Source organism: Kitasatospora sp. NPDC056138 (genome assembly GCF_042264695.1).
GTDB lineage: Bacteria > Actinomycetota > Actinomycetes > Streptomycetales > Streptomycetaceae > Kitasatospora.
This window is the reverse complement of the sequence record NZ_JBHJVK010000006.1, coordinates 42,652-58,990: the sequence shown is the minus strand read 5'-3', so window position 1 is coordinate 58,990 and position 16,339 is coordinate 42,652. Positions and strand designations below refer to the sequence as shown.

Here is a 16,339-nt window from a genome sequence, read left to right as displayed (position 1 = left end):
CCCTTCATGGGCTGCTTGCGAGTTCAGTCTAACGGCCGAGGATGCGGATCTCCTGTTCGAAGAGCCGTGACACACGCTCGCCCGACCTCGTGGCTCTCCGTCGAGCAGGGCTTCCGCCGTGCGAGCGGAGCAGCATGCCGCAGGGTAGTTCGAGCGGCAGGCCGTCACGGGCGCCGACGCGAGAACCCACCGCCCGGCCACGCACCGCCGAGCCGCACACCGCGGGCCCGCGTCGAAGCGAGAACCAGTCAGCTTCCAGGGGGCGCCGGATCCGGTCGGGCAGGATGCGCCCGGACTTCCTGGGGCCGGCGTCGCCGGTGCCGGACGGCCGGTGCCGCGCGGTCCCGTCGCCCGCCCGCCCGGCACCGCTCCGACATCGGTGCTTCCACTACCGCTCGGACCCCACGGCCTGGCCGGCCTTCGACCAGTTGTCGTGCAGCCGCTCCAGGTAGGAGCCGGCCTGGGCGCCCGGGTGCGCTCCACGGGCGAAGGCCAGCATGTTGCCGGCCCCGGCGTTGTAGCCGAGGGCCAGCAACTCGCCCTCGGTGTACGACGCGGACCAGTGCGAGGGGAGTTGGGCTGCCAGGTCGTGCAGGTACCAGGCCGCGGCCTCGATGGCGAGATCCGGGTGGTCGGGCAGTTCCTCCCAGGTGCGGTCGGCGAAGTCCCGCCCCTGCTTGGTGTCGTCGAAGGCGGCCCGGTGCATGTTGGCGATGCCGAAGGCGGAATCAGGTTTGATGCGCTGCCAGGCGCGTTCCAGCGCGGGGTCGTGCGGCTTGTACGACTCGTTGTAGAGGATCGCCTCCAGCAGTTGCGGGTCGACTCCGGCCCTGTTCGCGGAGGTACGGACCTGCCCGGCGAAGTCCGCGGGGTCGTAGGAGGCACCGCCCGGCGGTGGGGCGGACGGGTCGGCCGTAGGGGTGGGGGACGCGCTCGCCACCGCCGTCGGCCGCCCTGACGCCGAGTCCGGGCCGGGGCGCACCGACGGATGGCCGCCGCGTGCCAGCAGCCAGATCACCAGGGCGACGGCCGCCGCGGCCAGGAGCCGCCCGAGTCCTCTGCGCTCACTCATCCGTTTGCCTCCCTTGCCTCCCTGCTGCCAACGCACCGCCGACGGCCATGGTGCCGGGTCGGTGGGTCAGGTCGGTGGGTGGGGTCGGGTCGGGCCACCGGGCCTACTGCGGCACGTCCCCCGCAACGCTCCCTGTGACCCACGGCGTGGGGCCGGGGCGCAGTGCCCCGGCCCCGTCGCGTCAGGTGGTCGGCTGCCGCCGGTCGATCACCGTGCGCAGCTTGCCGCTGGTCGGGGTCCGCTCGAAGCCGCCGGCCCCGGAGGTCTCGACCGTGCAGGTGAGCAGTCCCTCGCCGACCGCGGAGCCCAGCTCCCCGATGGCGGTCAGCAGGACGGCGCGGGCCTCCTCGGGAGCGGGCGCGTACCGCTCGTCGAGCCGGACGGACAGCTCCTCCCGGTCGCCGCCCGAGGTCAGAATCAGCTGCAACTCGCCCCGGTAGCCGAGCTGTTCCTCCGCGACCTCGACGAAGCGCCGGTAGTTGAAGAAGTACGTGCCGACCCGGACGACGTCTCCGTAGCGGCCCAGCAGCTCGATCCGCGGCGTGTGGCTGCCGCACGGGCACACCCCGTCGACGGCGCGGCCGAGGTCGCCGATCTGGTAGCGCTCCAGGCGCTGCCCGGCCCGGGTACGGCTGCTGAAGACCAGACGTCCGGGCTGTCCGGCGGACACCGGCCGGTCGGCGGCCGGGTCCAGGATCTCCAGGGTGTGGAGCTCGCTCAGGACGTGGTGGACCGAGCCCTCCGAGTGGGTGCACTGGTAGCCCAGTGGCCCCAGGTCGGTGCTTCCGTAGGCGGCCGAGCGGATCACCTGGACGCCGAAGTCCTCGGTCAGGACCCTGCGCTGCTCGGCGGTGAAGTGCTCGCCGCCGTAGAACACCTTCCGGATCCCGCCGTACTCGCGCAGCAGCTCGCCCTGGTCGTGGAGCAGCTGCCACAGGTAGGAGGGCATGCCGAAGAGGGTGTCCGCCCGGTACGCGACCAGGGCCTCGGCCACGGCGGCGTGGTCGGGGCCCGCGGCCATCGGGATCTGGGTGGCGTTGAGGCGTTCCAGGATCGAGAAGAAGCTGATGAAGCTTCCGTACATGCCACCGCAGTAGAACAGGTTGGCGGCACGGTCCCGAGCCGGGTCGAAGCCGGCCGCGAGAAGGCCGTTCGCGGCGGCGCGCATCTGCGTGTCGTAGTCGTCGTTGGTGAACACCGACAGGGCCGGGGCCCCGGTGGTGCCACCGCTGCGGAAGTACAGGTGGGCGTGCTCGGGAGCGAGCGTGCGCAGCTGCTCCTGCACTCCGGCCTTGTCCAGCAGCGGGCCGGTCGGAGCTGCGAGCGGGGCGGCGGGGGCGATCAGGTCGTCCAGGCAGGCCGTGGCGCCGAAGGACTCGTCCGCCTGGACGCTGACCCGGCGGCTGTAGCGCTGGAGCGCGTAGACCCCGTCGTGGGGTTCGCCGTGGTAGCTGTCCAGCATCGCCCCGACCGGCGTGACCCGCAGGACGCCCGCCGCGATGACGGCGTGCGAGAGCCGGGCGATGTCGGCCCGGCTGCCGGCGATCGCCGCGGTCTGCAGGTAGCGGCGCATCGGGCGCAGGGTGGCGCTGACCGCCGTGCGGGGCAGCGGCTTGACCCAGATGCTGCGGTGCAGCGGCGAGGCGGCGAGCGCGGACCGGGTGTCGGCCAGCACGCGCCAGGAGCCGTCGTCGGCGGTGATGACCCTGGTCAGTCCCAGGTGCTGCTCCAGGCCGGTGACCAGCTCGGTCGTGGTGATCTCGGCGTACTCGGCCGGTTCGAGCTCCGGCGCGGGGTACTTGGCGGAGACCGCGGCGAGCCGGGTCGCGAAGCTCTCGGCGAAGGCGAAGAGTTCGTCCGTGTCGTCGGTGTCGAGGTAGACGACCTGCGGGCTGGAGCAGGCCTGCTGCTCGAAGCGGCAGACGTCGGCGGCGAGGGCGTCCTGGGTCGCCGGGTCGGACCACGCGTCGCGGGTCAGGTAGGCGAACGAGACCTTGTGCCCCCACTCGACCAACCGGCAGCCGGCGGGCACGAGTTCGGAGACCGCCTGGACGGCGTCCTCGCCGCCCCAGACCGCCACGGCGTCGGCGGGTGCGCAGAGCAGGCGCAGCCACTCCGTGCGGGCCGAGGGGAAGCGCAGGACGACGATGCGCCGTGCGAGCGCTCCCGTCGGGTCCGCGGCGGCCAGTTCGGCGAGCAGGTGCTGGGCGAGGAGGGTGTCACCGCTGCTGGTCTTCAGGACGTTGAGGTTCCCGGTGAGCAGCCCTTCGACGACGCTCAGCGGTGCGACGGCGGCCGCGTTCCCCGGGGCGATGTGGACCAGCAGTCCGACCGGGGCCCAGGCCTCGAACACGGTCTCCCGGGCATCGGGACGCCTGAGCCGCTCGGGGTGCAGACCGCCGAGTTCACGCCGGAGCTTGCGCTCCAGCGCCTGGCGGTCGAGCACGGCGGCGAGTTCGGCGAGGGTGGCGGCGGCCTCGTCCGGGTCGGTGCCGCCGTCGACGAGGTGAGCGGTCAGCCGGGTGTGCACCGGGCTGCCGGGCGTGCGCAGCGAGGCGCCGACCGCCGCGCAGGCGTTCAGCACGGTCTCGGTGGACAGTGGTTCGGCCAGGCTGCGCTCGGCGAGCGCGGGCAGTTCGGCCAGTCGGCGGCCGGCCTCGGCGTCGTCGATGAACGAGCCCTGCCAGAAGTGGGGTTCGGTGGTCACGACATTCCCTTCAGGAGTTCGGCGGCGGCCGCCGCGCAGTTGCGGTTGCGGCTCACCCCGGCGCGGCCGTGGATGGTGAACCACGGTGTGGCGAGCGGGCAGGGGCAGTCCTGCGCGGGGTGCAGCGAGGCGAGGTCGCCCATGACGACGCTCTGCGCCGGCACCGAGGTGATGTAGGGGGAGACCAGGTGCAGGAAGCCGCGTTCGCCGTAGGGGAGCGGCTGCAGGGTCCGGGTGTCGCGGACGGCCGCGCGGGACCAGACCGGTACGTGCAGCCGGTGCTCCTCGCACTCGATGTACGGCACGCAGTGCTCGACGGAACCGAAGGTGTCGCGGATGCGCCCGGACGGGATGCCCAGCTGCTCGGTGACCTCCGCGTAGAAGTCCTCCTTGGCGATCTGCCGGTCGGTGTGGCCCTTCCAGCCGCCGCCCAGCAGCACCAGGGAGCCTTCGGGCAGCCGGAGCGGCGGCATGCCGAGGGCCCGCATCCGCTCCAGGGTGAAGTGCAGGAACGCCGGGAAGCCCAGGATCCGCACCGGCAGCCCCTCCTCGGCGTACCGCTGGAGGGCGCTGATGCAGCCGTGCACGTCGAACTCGTGGCCGCTGCCGGTGTGCCGCAGGGCGTGCGTGGTGTGCCGGGCCGGGGCGAAGTCGCACAGGTAGTTGTCGGTGAACGAGGTGCCCAGCTTCAGCTTCTCGGCCGGCTCGTAGCTGTACAGCAGGTAGTTGACGGGCTGTTCGGGGGTGATCCAGCCGTAGTGGTCGAAGATGCGGGCCACCATGCGCTGCGCGGAGCGGATGGTCCAGGTGTCGAAGAACATCTGCGACTTCTGGCCGGTGGTGCCCGACGAGGTGAGGTGCAGGAAGACCTCCTCGCGGGGGATGGAGAGCACTTCGTGCCGCTTGAAGAAGTTGGCGTGCACCAGCGGGGTGCGCACCGCCTCGCCGACGGTGGGCGCGGGAGTCTCCGGCGGCCCGTCCAGCAGGGAGGCGAAGAACGGTGAGCGCTCGGCGTGCCAGGCGTTGGTCTCGGCCATCGCGGCGGCGAACAGCGCGTCGCTCTCGGGCCCGGCCGCGTACGGCGAGGCCAGGTCGCACAGCTGCTGCACGTGCGGGAGTGCTGCCGGGTCGGGAACCTCGACGGGAGCGAGATGGGGATTCATGGGGCAACCTCGTGAAGGGGCAGATAGGTAGCGGTCCAGGCGGTCAGGTAGGCGCTCAGGTACGGCTGGAGCAGCCCGCTGACGGCGGTGGTCCGGAAGTCGATCTGACGGCTGGTGCGCGAGAGCACCACGTGGTCGTGGAAGCGGTCGCCGATCCGGCGCATCGCCGGGTAGATGGCGCTGGGGATGAACCCCGAGGCCAGGAAGGCGCTCAGCCCCGCGGTGTCGGACAGCGGCAGCAGGGTCTCGACGTAGTCGGCACCTGCCCTGGTGACGGCCGCCATCAGCGGTTCGAGCGCGTGGGTGACCGCCGCCGGTCGGGGGTGCACCGCGACGAGCGAACAGCTCGCCGCGACCGGGTCGAGGTCGGCGTACACCTCGAACGAGCCGTCCGCCGGGGTCAGCACCGTGTTCGGGCTGTGCAGCGGGAAGAAGCGTTCCGCCGGATCGGGGAAGAGCTCCAGGAACCGCCGCCCAACGAAGCCGGGCGCGGTGACGACCTCCAGCTCGGTGGTCGAGGGCATGAGGCGGACGGGCCGCGCTCCCGCGTCCGGAGCGTCGGCCGGTCGCAGGGCGCCGTAACCGATGCCGGTGCTCCTCGCCGCGGCCTCCAGCAGCGGTGCCAGGGCGGCGGGCGTGCGCTCGACCGCCTCCCGGCGGTCCAGGACGCCGTCGGCGTAGCGGGCGAACAGTGCCAGGCTCTCGCACCCCGCCACCTCGACGGCGTTCGGCATCAGGCCGAGCGGCCGGAACCCGTTGCGTGCGAAGACCTGCTGGGGTCCCTGGGTCACCACGCGGACGGTGGCGTAGATCGAGTCGAGGGTGCCGGTGGCGAAGGCGTCCGCGCACACCGCGCTGGTCAGCCGTCCGGCCAGCCCGCCCTGCCGGTGCTCGGGGTGGACCGCCAGGCCGACCAGCTTGCCGACCCGGCTGCCGTGGTCGGTCTGCACCACCACCGATCCGACGGGCTGGCCCGTCTCGGACCGGCGTGCGGTCAGCCAGTGGGTGTGCGGGTCGGCGATCAGCCGCCGCATCTCCGCGGGGTCGCTGCCCAGCGCCACCGGGTAGCCGTGCCCGTAGACGTCGAAGTACAACTGGCGCAGCTGGGCGATGTCCTGGAGGGTCGCGGGGGAGAGGGTCACGGTCACGACTGCGCTCCTGCGGGTACCGGGCCGGCGTCGGGCGCCGCGTCGGGGAGTACGGGCGCGGCGGGGTCCGCGGCCTCGGAGAGGTCCCGGCTGCCGTTGCCGAGCCACCACAGCGCCGCCGCGACCGGCACCAGCCCGACGGCCTGCACCAGGCAGAGCGAGCGCGGTGAGAGCTGGTCGCCGAGGATGCCGAAGAGCAGGGAGGACAGCGGGAAGGTGGCGCCCAGCAGGGCCTGCATCACGGCGAAGAACCCGGGCTTGTCACCGGCGGGCACCAGCCGCTGGAACAGGGCGACGAAACGCACCCCGATGACGCCCACGCACCAGCCCGCGACGGCCATCGCCCCGACGGCGGCGGCCTGCGCGGCCAGCAGCCCGGGAAGGCCCAGCGCGGCGGCCATCAGCGTCAGGCAGCCCGCGCCGACGGCGGTGGGCGAGCCCGGCAGCCGGCCGCCGGTGAACGACCCCGCCAGGGTGCCCACCCCGAGCGCCGCCTCCAGGGCGGCGACGGTCGAGCCGTCGGCGTGCAGCACCGAACGCGTGTACAGCGGCATGACGACGAACACGGCGGTGGTGAACAGGTTCGCCGCGGCGAAGCAGAGCAGTACCCGGCGGACGAAGGGTACGTCGGCCAGGATCTGACGCAGCGTCCGCCGGGGGGGTGGCGGCCTGGTCGGCCCCGGGCTCGGCGGCCGGGGCGGGGAAGCGGGTCGCGCCGATGAACGCGGCCGCCAGCAGGTACGCGCCCGCGCAGCCTGCCACGATGCCCGCCAGGCCCCAGGCGTCGACCACCAGCGGGCCCAGCAGTCCGCCCGCCAGCCCGGCCAGGGACTGGGTCGCGAGTTCGAAGCCGGTCGCGGCCTCGATGTCGGCGTCGTCGACCAGTTCGGGGATGGAGGTGGTCAGGCAGGGGTCGAAGACGGCCTGGCAGCCGGCCAGCAGCAGCGCCGCCCCGTACGCCACGCCCATCGGGAGCGCCGCGGCGTAGGTCCAGCCGGCCGTGGCGGCCGCGACCAGGCCGGCCAGCGCGGCGGCACCGCCCAGGACCGTCCGGTGCGGGCAGCGGGCGATGAGCGAGGCCACCAGTGGCGCCAGGGCCACCGCGGGCAGGGTGCTGACCGCGAGGAACGCCCCGGAGGCGAGGCCGCGATCGCTGCCGGCCGCGTATCCGACCAGCCACCAGACCACGCCGACCTGGAACATCCGGCCCGCGGCCTGGGTCAGGACCTGTGCGGCCCACACCGCGCCGAAGGCGCGGTTGCGCAGCACGACGGGGAGCTTCCGGGGTGCCCCGGAGGCGGCCGTCACGAGTGCGGCCGTTCGTCGATGACGCGGATCAGCTTGCCCGAACGCGTGTTGACGGCGAGTTCCCGCCGTCGCACCCACTGGACGGACAGCTGGTTGACGTGCCCGGCGGCCACGGCCTCGGCGTAGAGCGGCCGGCCGGTCAGGACCTGGTCGGTGACGGCGGCCGCCAGCTCCGGCAGTCCCGCCTCGTTCCCGTCGCAGGCCAGGCGCAGCAGCAGGCCGTCGCGCCCGTCCCAGCGGCGCACCACCAGCTGCACACCGGTCACCCGGCGCTGCGGATCGGCGGCCGTGACCAGGTCGAGCACGTCCTGCGTGTACAGCGACACCGGACCGACCCGGACGCCTTCCTCGGCCCGGCCGAGGATGCGGAAGTGCCCTGCGGCGGCGTCGGTCCACTCGGCGCGGTCGCCGACGGGGTAGCGCAGGACCGGCATCAGCCGCCGCCGGAGGTCGGTCACCACGACCCGGCCCGGGACGCCGTTGCGGGTGATCGGTTCGCCGGTGTGGTCGTCGAGGATCTCCACCACGGTGTGCGGGGTGAAGGCCCGGTGTACCCGCGGGTCCGCTCCGGGCACCGCCCGGCCGAGCAGTCCGGCGTCCACCGCGGCGTAACCGATCGAGGAGGTACGGGCGTTGGGGAAGACCTTGGCCAGCAGCGGCTGTTGGTCCTGGTAGAGGCCCTCGCCGCCGAAGAGCAGCAGCTCCACGTGCGGGAGTTCGCGTCCTGAGGCCATCAGGTGGTCGGCCAGCGCGCACAGGGTGGTCGGCGTGCCGGCGATCACCTCGATGTCGAACTGCTCCAGGGTCTGCACGGTCGACTCCAGCGGTGCCGCTCCGCCGATCGGCAGGCGGACGTTGGCGACGGGCGAGCGGTGCAGTGAGTCGAGGATGAAGAGGAAGCTCGCGTACAGGTCCCCGGCGTAGAAGAGGTCGGCGACCCGGTGCCCGGCACGCAGCCCGGCATCGACCAGGCCGGCACCGAACGCGGTGGTGAACTCCCGCCATTCCTCGCGGTCGTAGCAGGAGAACTTCGGGGAACCGGTCGTGCCTCCGCTCTTGAAGACCACCGCGTCGTTCAGCGGTCCGGTCAGGAGGCGGTTGTCACGTGGCGTGTTGGCCTGCCAGAACTCGGTCTGGGGTACGACCGGAAGTTCCGTCAGGTCTGTAATGCGGTCGGGTAGACCGGCGTACAGCTCCGCGTAGAAGGGTGAGTTGTCGCGCGCGAAGCGTATGAGTTCCGTTATCGGTTGAACGGGCATCGATTCCTGCTTTGGGGCATACGAAGGGTGCGGCGATACCGCATGGGCGCGGAATCACCGGATGGGCTGTGGGCGATTGGCGACCGGTGGTCGACGGCAATCGGGATCACGGCGCGACTGGACTGTCACTGGATCGAAAGGGATCAGAGCGGGTCGCCAGCTCTTGAGCCGAAGTGATCGTCGGTCAATTGAACAGATAGACGGATCACTTGGCGCCCCCACCGACAGAACGTAGGCTATCACCCTTCGTGAGCCTTCGGATTCAAGGTGCGTGTATCCGCAGAGTCGGACTGACCATGGTCGAACGCTCTGACATCGGAATCTTCGGCCGGGTTCCTGAATGGCCTGGTGAGCTAGATCTCATGCGATCGGCCGGTCGTGGTCGGTGCACGATGGGCGGTGGCGAATTTGCGCCACGAAAAGGTTGAATTCGAGACAGTTGAGCTCTTGAGCACGTGACTTGAGCGGGTCTCGATCGGATGCGGCGACAGGGGGCCACGCCGTTCGGTCCGATGACGGACATTCAGTTGAACGGTGCACGACCAATCGTGGACATCCCGGCTCGTCACACTGCTGAAATACGCATCACCGGCCGGGCCGTCGGCCGTCGGCCGTGCCGGAGATCCGGCCACGGGTGGCTCCGGACGCCGCAAGGGCGGGATCGGCCGGACCCTGCGTGGTGCCTCGCGACCGGAGGGGGCAGGGCCCGGAGGCGCACAGTGCGAGACGGGTGCGCGTGCTGCCCGGAGGGAGACGCTCCTTCGACGGGCGGCCGGGCCTTCAGGGCGGAGAACGCGTTCGGACCACGGTCCGTCGGTACCGGTGCGGGGGCCGGTACCGACGGGCCGTGGTCCGAACGAGCCGCTGACGGGCTCCGGGCCGACTCCCGGGCGCGCTCTGCGCGCGGGGTCGTCAGGTCAGTTCGAGGACGAGCTTGCCGGTGTTCTCGCCCCGGAAGAGCATCTGCAGGGTGTCCGGGAAGTCGTCCAGGGTGCCCTTGACCACCTGCTCCAGGACCTTGATCCGGCCGTCGGCGATCCAGCCGCCGATCTCCCGGGCTGCCTCGGCGAAGCGCGGCGCGTAGTCGAACACCACAAAGCCCTCCATCCGGGCGCGGCGCACCAGCAGCGACAGGTAGTTCGACGGGCCATGGACGGGTTCGGTGGCGTTGTACTGGCTGACTGCACCGCAGATCACCACCCGGGCGTGCATCGCCAGGCAGGCCAGGGCCGCGTCCAGGATCTCGCCGCCGACGTTGTCGAAGTAGACGTCGATGCCGTCCGGCGCATGGGTGCGCAGGGCCTTCTTCACGTTCTCGGTGCGGTAGTCGACCGCGGCGTCGAAGCCGAGTTCGCCGGTCAGCAGGGCGCACTTCTCGGCGCCGCCGGCGATGCCGACGACCCGGCAGCCCTTGGCCTTGGCGATCTGGCCGACCATGGTGCCGACGGCGCCCGCGGCGCCGGACACCACCACCGTCTCACCCTCCTTGAGGGCCCCGACGTCCAGCAGCCCGAAGTAGGCCGTCATGCCCGTCATGCCGAGCGCGCCCAGGAAGGTCGACGGCGGGGCGGCGGACGGGTCGATCTTCAGCGTGCCCCTGCCGTCGGAGACCACCTGCTCCTGGACGCCGAAGGTGCCGACGACCAGGTCACCCGGCCGGAACTTCGGGTGGTTGGACTCGGTGACCTCGACGACCGACCCGGCCCGCATCACCTCACCGAGGCCGACGGGGGGCAGGTAGGACGGACGGTCGTCCAGCCAGCCGCGCATCGCCGGGTCCAGCGAGATGAAGCGGGTCCGGCCCGCGAACTGGCCTTCGCCGGGCGCTGCGGCCGGCTCGGTGACGTGCTCCCAGTCCTCGGGCCTGACCTCGCCCTCCGGTCGGCGGGCCAGGCGGATCTGACGGTTCGCTGCGGACATGGCGTCTCCCGGCGGTTCGATTCCTGCGCTGTTTTCCGTGCTCTGCGCGGCATGGATCCGTGCTCTGCAACGCAGAGTCTAAGCAAGCGCTTAGTCAGAACGCCAGGCCGGACCCGCCCGGAAACCCCGTGTCGTCGGCGTGACCACTCCATCGGAGGACACGACGGCATCGGCGGACACGACGGCCGGGGCGGCGCCGGGCGGTCCGCTGGAGGTGGCCCGGCGGAGGTGATCTGCTGGCGCTCGTCCGGCGTGCGTCGGCCTCCGCCGCGAATCCCCTTGAAGATGGGCGACTTGGGAGGTGGGGTGGCAGGGGTTCCGCCGTGGCCGGCCTGCGCCGCTGCGGACCCGCCCCCGGCCGCGGCCCGAGTGCGGGCCATGGCCGGGGGCGCAGGCGTCCGTGCCGTTGCCGTCCGTCCCGCTACAGGGCCGCGAGCTGCTCGGTGAGCGTGTCGCTGTCCTGGAACGTCAGGCCGGCCAGTGCGACGTGCTTCCAGCGGACCGTCCCGTCGGCGTCGAGGATGAAGACCGAGCGCCGCAGGCCCAGCCCGGGGACGGCGATACCGAAGGCCTTGGCAACGGCCCGGTCCGTGTCGCTCAGCAGCGGGAAGCCCAGCCGGTGCTTGCGGGCGAAGGCCTCGTGGCTCTCCAGGTCCTGCGGGCTGATGCCCCAGACGGTCGCTCCGAGGTTCTTGAAGCGGTCCAGGTCGGACGTGTAGGAGCAGAGCTGCTTCGTGCAGACGGGAGAGTCGTCGCCCGGGTAGAAGGCCAGCACCAGCGGGTGACCCTGGGCCTCGGCGAGGCGGTACTCGCGGCGCTCGGTGGTGCCGTCGGCGAGCAGCAGGCCGGGCAGGGTGAAGTCGGGGGCGGGAGTGCCGACCTCGGGGGACTTGGCCATGGAGGATCCTTCGCGAGAGTGCGAGACAGAACGTTCGTTCTTCCCGGATCGTAGACCCTCGCGCAGATGTGCGCCAGCGTGGGATCTGTGGCGTGGAGTACGGTCGGGAACGTGAGAACGCCTTCCACCGCCACGTCCGCACCCGCTCCGACGCCGCCCGCCCCGGCTGCTCCCGCCACGTCCGCCGCTCGTGCTCGCGTGCTGGAGACCGCGACCCGGCTCTTCTACGCCGAGGGGATCCACAAGGTCGGGGTGGACCGGATCGTCACCGAAGCCGGCGTCACCCGGGCGACCTTCTACCGGCACTTCCCGGGCAAGGAGGACCTGGTCCGCTCCTACGTCCAGGAGTGGGACGCGCGGATCAGGACCGAGGTGGAGCACGCGGAGGCGCTGGGCCTGACGGCTGATCAGCTGCTCCCGCTGATGATGACCCGGCTGGGCCAGGAGATGTGCGAACCGGGCTTCCGGGGCTGCCCGTTCATCAACGCGGCGGCCGAGTACCCGGACCGAAGCAGCCCGGTGGCGCAGGCGATCGCCGAGCACCGGGCGTGGTTCCGCGCGACGCTGGCCCGCCTGCTGGGCGTCGCCGGCGTGGCCGAGCCGGAGCGGCGGGCGGATGTGGTGGTGCTGCTGCGGGACGGCGCGATGGTCGGCGCGGCGCTGGGCGATCCGGCGGCGGTCGCGGCGGACCTGACCGACGCGGTGGCGGCGCTGCTCTCCTGAGACCCGGAGAGCGGCGGCACGGCGCGGGCCGTCGTGCCGTGCCGCCGCCACGCTGCTCCCGTTGCCGGACCCGCGAGGCAGTCGGCCACCCGGCGGACTCACGGCCCCGGGGAGCATCGGGAGAGCCGGGCCCGGGTCACCGGGGTGAACGTTCCGGGCCCGGCTGAACGCCGGTGACGCCCTACCAGGGGAGCGGGCCCTCGGTCGGTGCCGGGGAGGTGGAAGGTGTCGGCCGGTGGCCGCTCGCGGTGCTCAGGGCGTCCCAGCCGCTCAGTTTGACGCGGTCGCCCCGGCCGAGGTCGGCGGCGATCTCGTGCTCGCGGCGGTCGATGCCGAGCCACTCGGCGTAGGTCACCGGGCGCACGCCGCGAGCGGCCAGCTGTTCGGCCAGCGGTGGTGCGCCGGGGTCCGCGCGGTGTGCGCCGGGCGCACCCGGGGCCTGGTCGGCGAGCAGGGCGCGGACCGTCTGGGTGGCGTCGGCCCGGTTGGTCCCGATCACCCCGGAGGGCCCGCGCTTGAGCCAGCCGACGACGTACTCGCCCGGCCGCGGCCGGCCGTCGGCGCCCAGCACCCGGCCGTCGGCATGGGGGACCACGGCGCGCTGCGCGTCGAACGGCACCCCGGTCAGCGGCACCGACCGGTAGCCGACCGAACGCAGCACCAACTGCACGGGGAGCAACTCGTACGCGCCGGTGCCGGTGACACGGCCCGACTCCTCCAGCGCGGTCCGTTCCAGGCGCAGCGCCGTCACCCGGTCGGTGCCGAGGATCTCGACCGGCCGGCGCCAGAACCGCACGGACACCCGCCTGGGGGCGCCCCGCGGTTCCCGGTCGGCCCAGTCCGCGAGTACGGCCAGGTTGCCCCGCACCCGGCGGTCCGGCGGTTCCGGGCCGCTGCCGTCCCCGGAGGCGGCGCCACCGGACGCGTCGTCGCCGTCGAGTCCGCCGCACGCCGCGTCGACGGTGATGTCGACGTCCGGCAGTTCCCCGAGTTCGCGCAGCTCCTTGGTGGTGAACCGGGCCTGGGCGGGGCCGCGGCGGCTGATGACGTGGACCTCCTCGACCCGGCTGGCCGCCAGCGCCGCGAGCACCGGCTCAGGCACGTCGGTGACGCCGAAGTCGGCGGCCGGCCGGGCCAGCATCCGGGCCACGTCGAGCGCGACGTTGCCGGCGCCGATCACCGCGACGGCCCGGGCGTCGAGGGCGAACATCGCCGGATCGGTGTCCGGGTGCCCGCAGTACCAGCGGACGAAGTCGGCGGCTGCGGCACTGCCCGGCAGCTGTTCGCCGGGCACCCCCAACCTCCGGTCCAGCGGCGCGCCGGTCGCGTACACCACCGCGTCGTAGCAGGAGAGCAGCATCTCGCGGGTCACCTCCCCGCCCAGCCGCAGACCGCCGAGGAAGCGCACCTGCGGGTGTTCGAGGACCCGCCGGAGATAGTCCGCGATCGACCTGATCGACGGATGGTCGGGGGCGACGCCGTAGCGCACCAGCCCGTAGGGAGTGGGCAGCCGGTCGAGTACGTCCACGGTCACCTCGACCCCGACACCGCCGTCGGTCCCAGCGGCGTGTTTGACCAGTGCCTCGGCCGTGTAGAGACCGGCCGGCCCCGAGCCGACCACGGCCACCCGCAGACACGGCGTACCGGGACCGGGTAGGCCGTTCACGGCTCGACCCCGGACGGCGGCGCCTCGGCCGGCGCGGCGAGTGGGGGCGCGGCGGGTGGGGGTGCGCCGTACCGGACTGCCTCTCGGGCGCGAGGGCTGTGGGGCAGGTGCAGGAGAGCTGTCATGGTTCCTCCTCCCACCGCAGGCACCGCAGCCACCGGAGCCACGGACCGCACGGGCGGGCAGGCGGGCGATCGGGCGATCGGGCGATCGGGAGCGGACGGCCCGGGCGGCGGGCGCCGTGGTCTCCATCGTCGCACCTCCTCGCAGGTCCCGAGCCGGGCTGCCCCGGCTCACCCGGCCGGGGCAGCACGCTCCGTGTCGCTGTCCCGGTTCGGCTCGTGCGGCGGGCGGCGGGCGGCGTCCGCCGTCACCCGGTGCCCCCCTTGCGGTGGGCGATGGCGAATCCGGTGAGGACTGCGGCGCACACCACCAGCAAGGCCAGCACCGGGTTGAGGTACGACGGGATGACTGCTTCGACCGTGCGCCCGTCACCGGTGCGGCACCCGAAATGCAACGGCATGAACGACGGGACGTAGCCGGTGAGATGTCCCGTACCGACTGCCGCAGCGCATGCCTGAGCCCGGCCCTGGTCGTCGAGGAAGAACAGGTGCAGCAACCCCCAGGTGTACATGCCGGCCACTGCGGCCCACGCCAGGCCGGCAACCGCCTTGCGGGCCAACGTCGTTGACCCGGACCTCCTGGCTCGGACCAACAGCCTGACCCCGTACAGGACCAACCACGGGGTGGCGACGAGGCCCGCCGGAATCAGCAGGAGGAGGACGACGGAGTTGTGGCCCTCATACGGTTGGTCGCCTGACGGCATGCGCTTCACTTCCTGCTACGGGTTCCCGGAGAGCGAGTTGTGCTTCTCCACGACGCAGTACCGTGTCGGCCGGTTCCTGTCCGCCCCGGGCGGTACCTGCGCACCGAGACCGCTTCTCCCGCTCCCGCGCGCCGTCCGGGCCGCACGCCGTGTGGCGGTCACCGCCCCGACCGGCGGGCAGTCCCATGCGTAGCTTCACCCGTCTCATCCAAGCCGACCTCCGACCGTCCGGTACGGGGGCCCGGCCGGCCGTGGACGGCCGGGCCCGGGGTGCGGTGTCCGACCCGCCGGGTACGGTGCTGCACCGAGGAGGCCCTGTGACGATCCATGCCCGACCGGCCGGAGCAGTCGAACTGCCCGACGCCGCCTCGGTGACCGGCGGCTACGCCCTGCTCGGCCGCCCCGGCGGTGCCCCGCAGGCGCTGCTGCACGACGACGGCGCGATCGTGCTGGTCGACCTGGCCGCCGCCCTCGTGGGCGACCCCGCCGTGCTCGCCACCGTCCCGGACCCGTGGCCCGGATGGCACAACAGCGCCTGCGCGGCGAGCGCCGACGGCAGCCTGATCGCGCTCTCCGGCCAGCGCTCGGTGCTGGCGCTGGAAGCCGACGGCCGAACCCGCTGGGAGTACCGCCACGGTTGCTGGGGCGACGGGCCCCACCGCCACGACGGCACCGAACCGTGCCGCGGCCTGTGGCAGGGATCCTGTCTGGTGAGCGCGGACGGCAGGTTCGTGTGGGCGCACGTCCTGCCGGGCCTCGACCACGATGACCCGGACACCGACACCCACGAGGAGTGGCTGGTCCTCGACGCCGCCGACGGCACGGTGCTCGGCCGCGCCCGCATCGAGGGCGGATCCCAGGGCTCGCACCACCTGCCGCACCCCGACGGCGCGCACGTGCTGCTCGGCACCGGCCAGGGCCAGGACGGATCCCCCGCCTACCTCGGCCACTGGGACGGGGCGGAGCTCACCGTCCGTGAGATCGGCGACGGCTTCCGCGTCCCCGTCGCCGTCCACCCCAGCGGCCGGGCGTTCCTGAGCACCCCGCACAGCCACGACGCGCTCCTGCTCCACCGCTTCCCGGACGGCCGCGTCCTGATGGACCGCGACGCCGGCGACCTCCCAGCCGACCCGACGCAGGAACCGGCCTGGGACTTCGTCGCGGGCTTCGTCGACCACCACACCGTCATCGCCGGCACCTTCGACGCGCGCCAGCACCGGGGCGGCCAACTGCACTGGCTGCTGGACGCCCTGACGCTGCGCCCGCTCGGCCTGGTCGCCTACCCGCACCCGGTCGACGGGTACCCGGTCGCGCTCGGCGACGGCAGCTGGCTCATCCTGGACCAGGGCGGCGCCACGCTGCGCCGTTGGCGCCCGGACCGGAACCCCTCCTGATCGCACAACGGGCAGGGCGGGCAGACGTATTGGTCCCACCCCGACGGCCACCGCAGGCGCTGCGGTGGCCGACCCGTCGGAGCCCGGGAGGCTTCGCCTGCCGCACCCGCACCCGCACCCGCACCCGCACCTGCACCCGCACCTGCACCCGCACCCGCACCCGCACCCGCACCCGCGCCACCACCGCCGCCACCGGCCTCGTCGCCGACGATTTGCTCGCTCGGGCACTGCGCAGCGGATGCATCCGCCTGAATC

The 16,339-nt window shown here is 73.0% G+C and carries 12 protein-coding genes and 1 pseudogene; 2 read left to right on the top strand and 11 right to left on the bottom strand.

Translation table 11 applies throughout. From position 1 onward, the window contains the following. Window positions 1-388: 388 nt before the first annotated feature. From ACFC1R_RS06400 to ACFC1R_RS06360, 9 genes and pseudogenes are all read right to left on the bottom strand, one after another. Window positions 389-1,072, bottom strand: a complete 684-nt coding sequence (locus tag ACFC1R_RS06400; protein ID WP_375933630.1) for a transglycosylase SLT domain-containing protein — start codon at window positions 1,070-1,072, stop codon at window positions 389-391. A 181-nt stretch (window positions 1,073-1,253) separates the two neighbouring features. Further along, a complete protein-coding gene (locus tag ACFC1R_RS06395; protein ID WP_375933627.1) occupies window positions 1,254-3,779 on the bottom strand; it encodes an acyl-CoA reductase in 2,526 nt (841 codons plus the stop codon). Further along, on the bottom strand, window positions 3,776-4,942 hold the full coding sequence (locus ACFC1R_RS06390; protein ID WP_375933624.1) for an acyl-protein synthase: 1,167 nt from the start codon (window positions 4,940-4,942) through the stop codon (window positions 3,776-3,778). Before ACFC1R_RS06390 ends, ACFC1R_RS06395 begins: the two co-directional genes overlap by 4 nt. Next, window positions 4,939-6,090, bottom strand: a complete 1,152-nt coding sequence (locus ACFC1R_RS06385; RefSeq protein WP_375933621.1) for a GNAT family N-acetyltransferase — start codon at window positions 6,088-6,090, stop codon at window positions 4,939-4,941. The genes ACFC1R_RS06390 and ACFC1R_RS06385 overlap by 4 nt, the downstream gene beginning before the upstream one ends. After that, window positions 6,087-6,656: a hypothetical protein gene (locus ACFC1R_RS06380; protein WP_375933971.1), complete on the bottom strand. Its 570-nt coding sequence runs from the start codon at window positions 6,654-6,656 to the stop codon at window positions 6,087-6,089. Before ACFC1R_RS06380 ends, ACFC1R_RS06385 begins: the two co-directional genes overlap by 4 nt. Before the next feature lie 124 nt (window positions 6,657-6,780). Further along, window positions 6,781-7,293, bottom strand: a pseudogene (locus ACFC1R_RS06375) (MFS transporter); the annotation flags it as partial. Window positions 7,294-7,394: 101 nt separating this feature from the next. Continuing rightward, the gene (locus ACFC1R_RS06370) at window positions 7,395-8,657 is read right to left on the bottom strand and encodes a phenylacetate--CoA ligase family protein (protein ID WP_375933618.1); all 1,263 of its coding nucleotides are present in this window, start codon (window positions 8,655-8,657) and stop codon (window positions 7,395-7,397) included. A 912-nt stretch (window positions 8,658-9,569) separates the two neighbouring features. Then, on the bottom strand, window positions 9,570-10,577 hold the full coding sequence (locus ACFC1R_RS06365; protein ID WP_375933615.1) for an NADP-dependent oxidoreductase: 1,008 nt from the start codon (window positions 10,575-10,577) through the stop codon (window positions 9,570-9,572). A 421-nt stretch (window positions 10,578-10,998) separates the two neighbouring features. Beyond that, the gene (locus tag ACFC1R_RS06360; protein ID WP_375933612.1) at window positions 10,999-11,475 is read right to left on the bottom strand and encodes a peroxiredoxin; all 477 of its coding nucleotides are present in this window, start codon (window positions 11,473-11,475) and stop codon (window positions 10,999-11,001) included. A 111-nt stretch (window positions 11,476-11,586) separates the two neighbouring features. On the opposite strand from ACFC1R_RS06360, the gene ACFC1R_RS06355 reads away from it, so the two are divergent. After that, window positions 11,587-12,198: a TetR/AcrR family transcriptional regulator gene (locus ACFC1R_RS06355; RefSeq protein ID WP_375933609.1), complete on the top strand. Its 612-nt coding sequence runs from the start codon at window positions 11,587-11,589 to the stop codon at window positions 12,196-12,198. 181 nt (window positions 12,199-12,379) lie between these two features. Here ACFC1R_RS06355 and ACFC1R_RS06350 read toward each other — a convergent pair whose 3' ends face one another. Both ACFC1R_RS06350 and ACFC1R_RS06345 read right to left on the bottom strand, forming a co-directional pair. Continuing rightward, window positions 12,380-13,864: an FAD-dependent oxidoreductase gene (locus ACFC1R_RS06350; RefSeq protein WP_375933606.1), complete on the bottom strand. Its 1,485-nt coding sequence runs from the start codon at window positions 13,862-13,864 to the stop codon at window positions 12,380-12,382. Window positions 13,865-14,234: 370 nt separating this feature from the next. Further along, window positions 14,235-14,546: a hypothetical protein gene (locus ACFC1R_RS06345; RefSeq protein ID WP_375933603.1), complete on the bottom strand. Its 312-nt coding sequence runs from the start codon at window positions 14,544-14,546 to the stop codon at window positions 14,235-14,237. A gap of 461 nt (window positions 14,547-15,007) precedes the next feature. Here ACFC1R_RS06345 and ACFC1R_RS06340 point away from each other — a divergent pair, with 461 nt between their 5' ends. Beyond that, window positions 15,008-16,084 carry a hypothetical protein gene (locus ACFC1R_RS06340; RefSeq protein WP_375933600.1) on the top strand — a complete coding sequence of 359 codons (1,077 nt, stop codon included), beginning with the start codon at window positions 15,008-15,010 and terminating at the stop codon, window positions 16,082-16,084. Window positions 16,085-16,339: the final 255 nt, after the last annotated feature.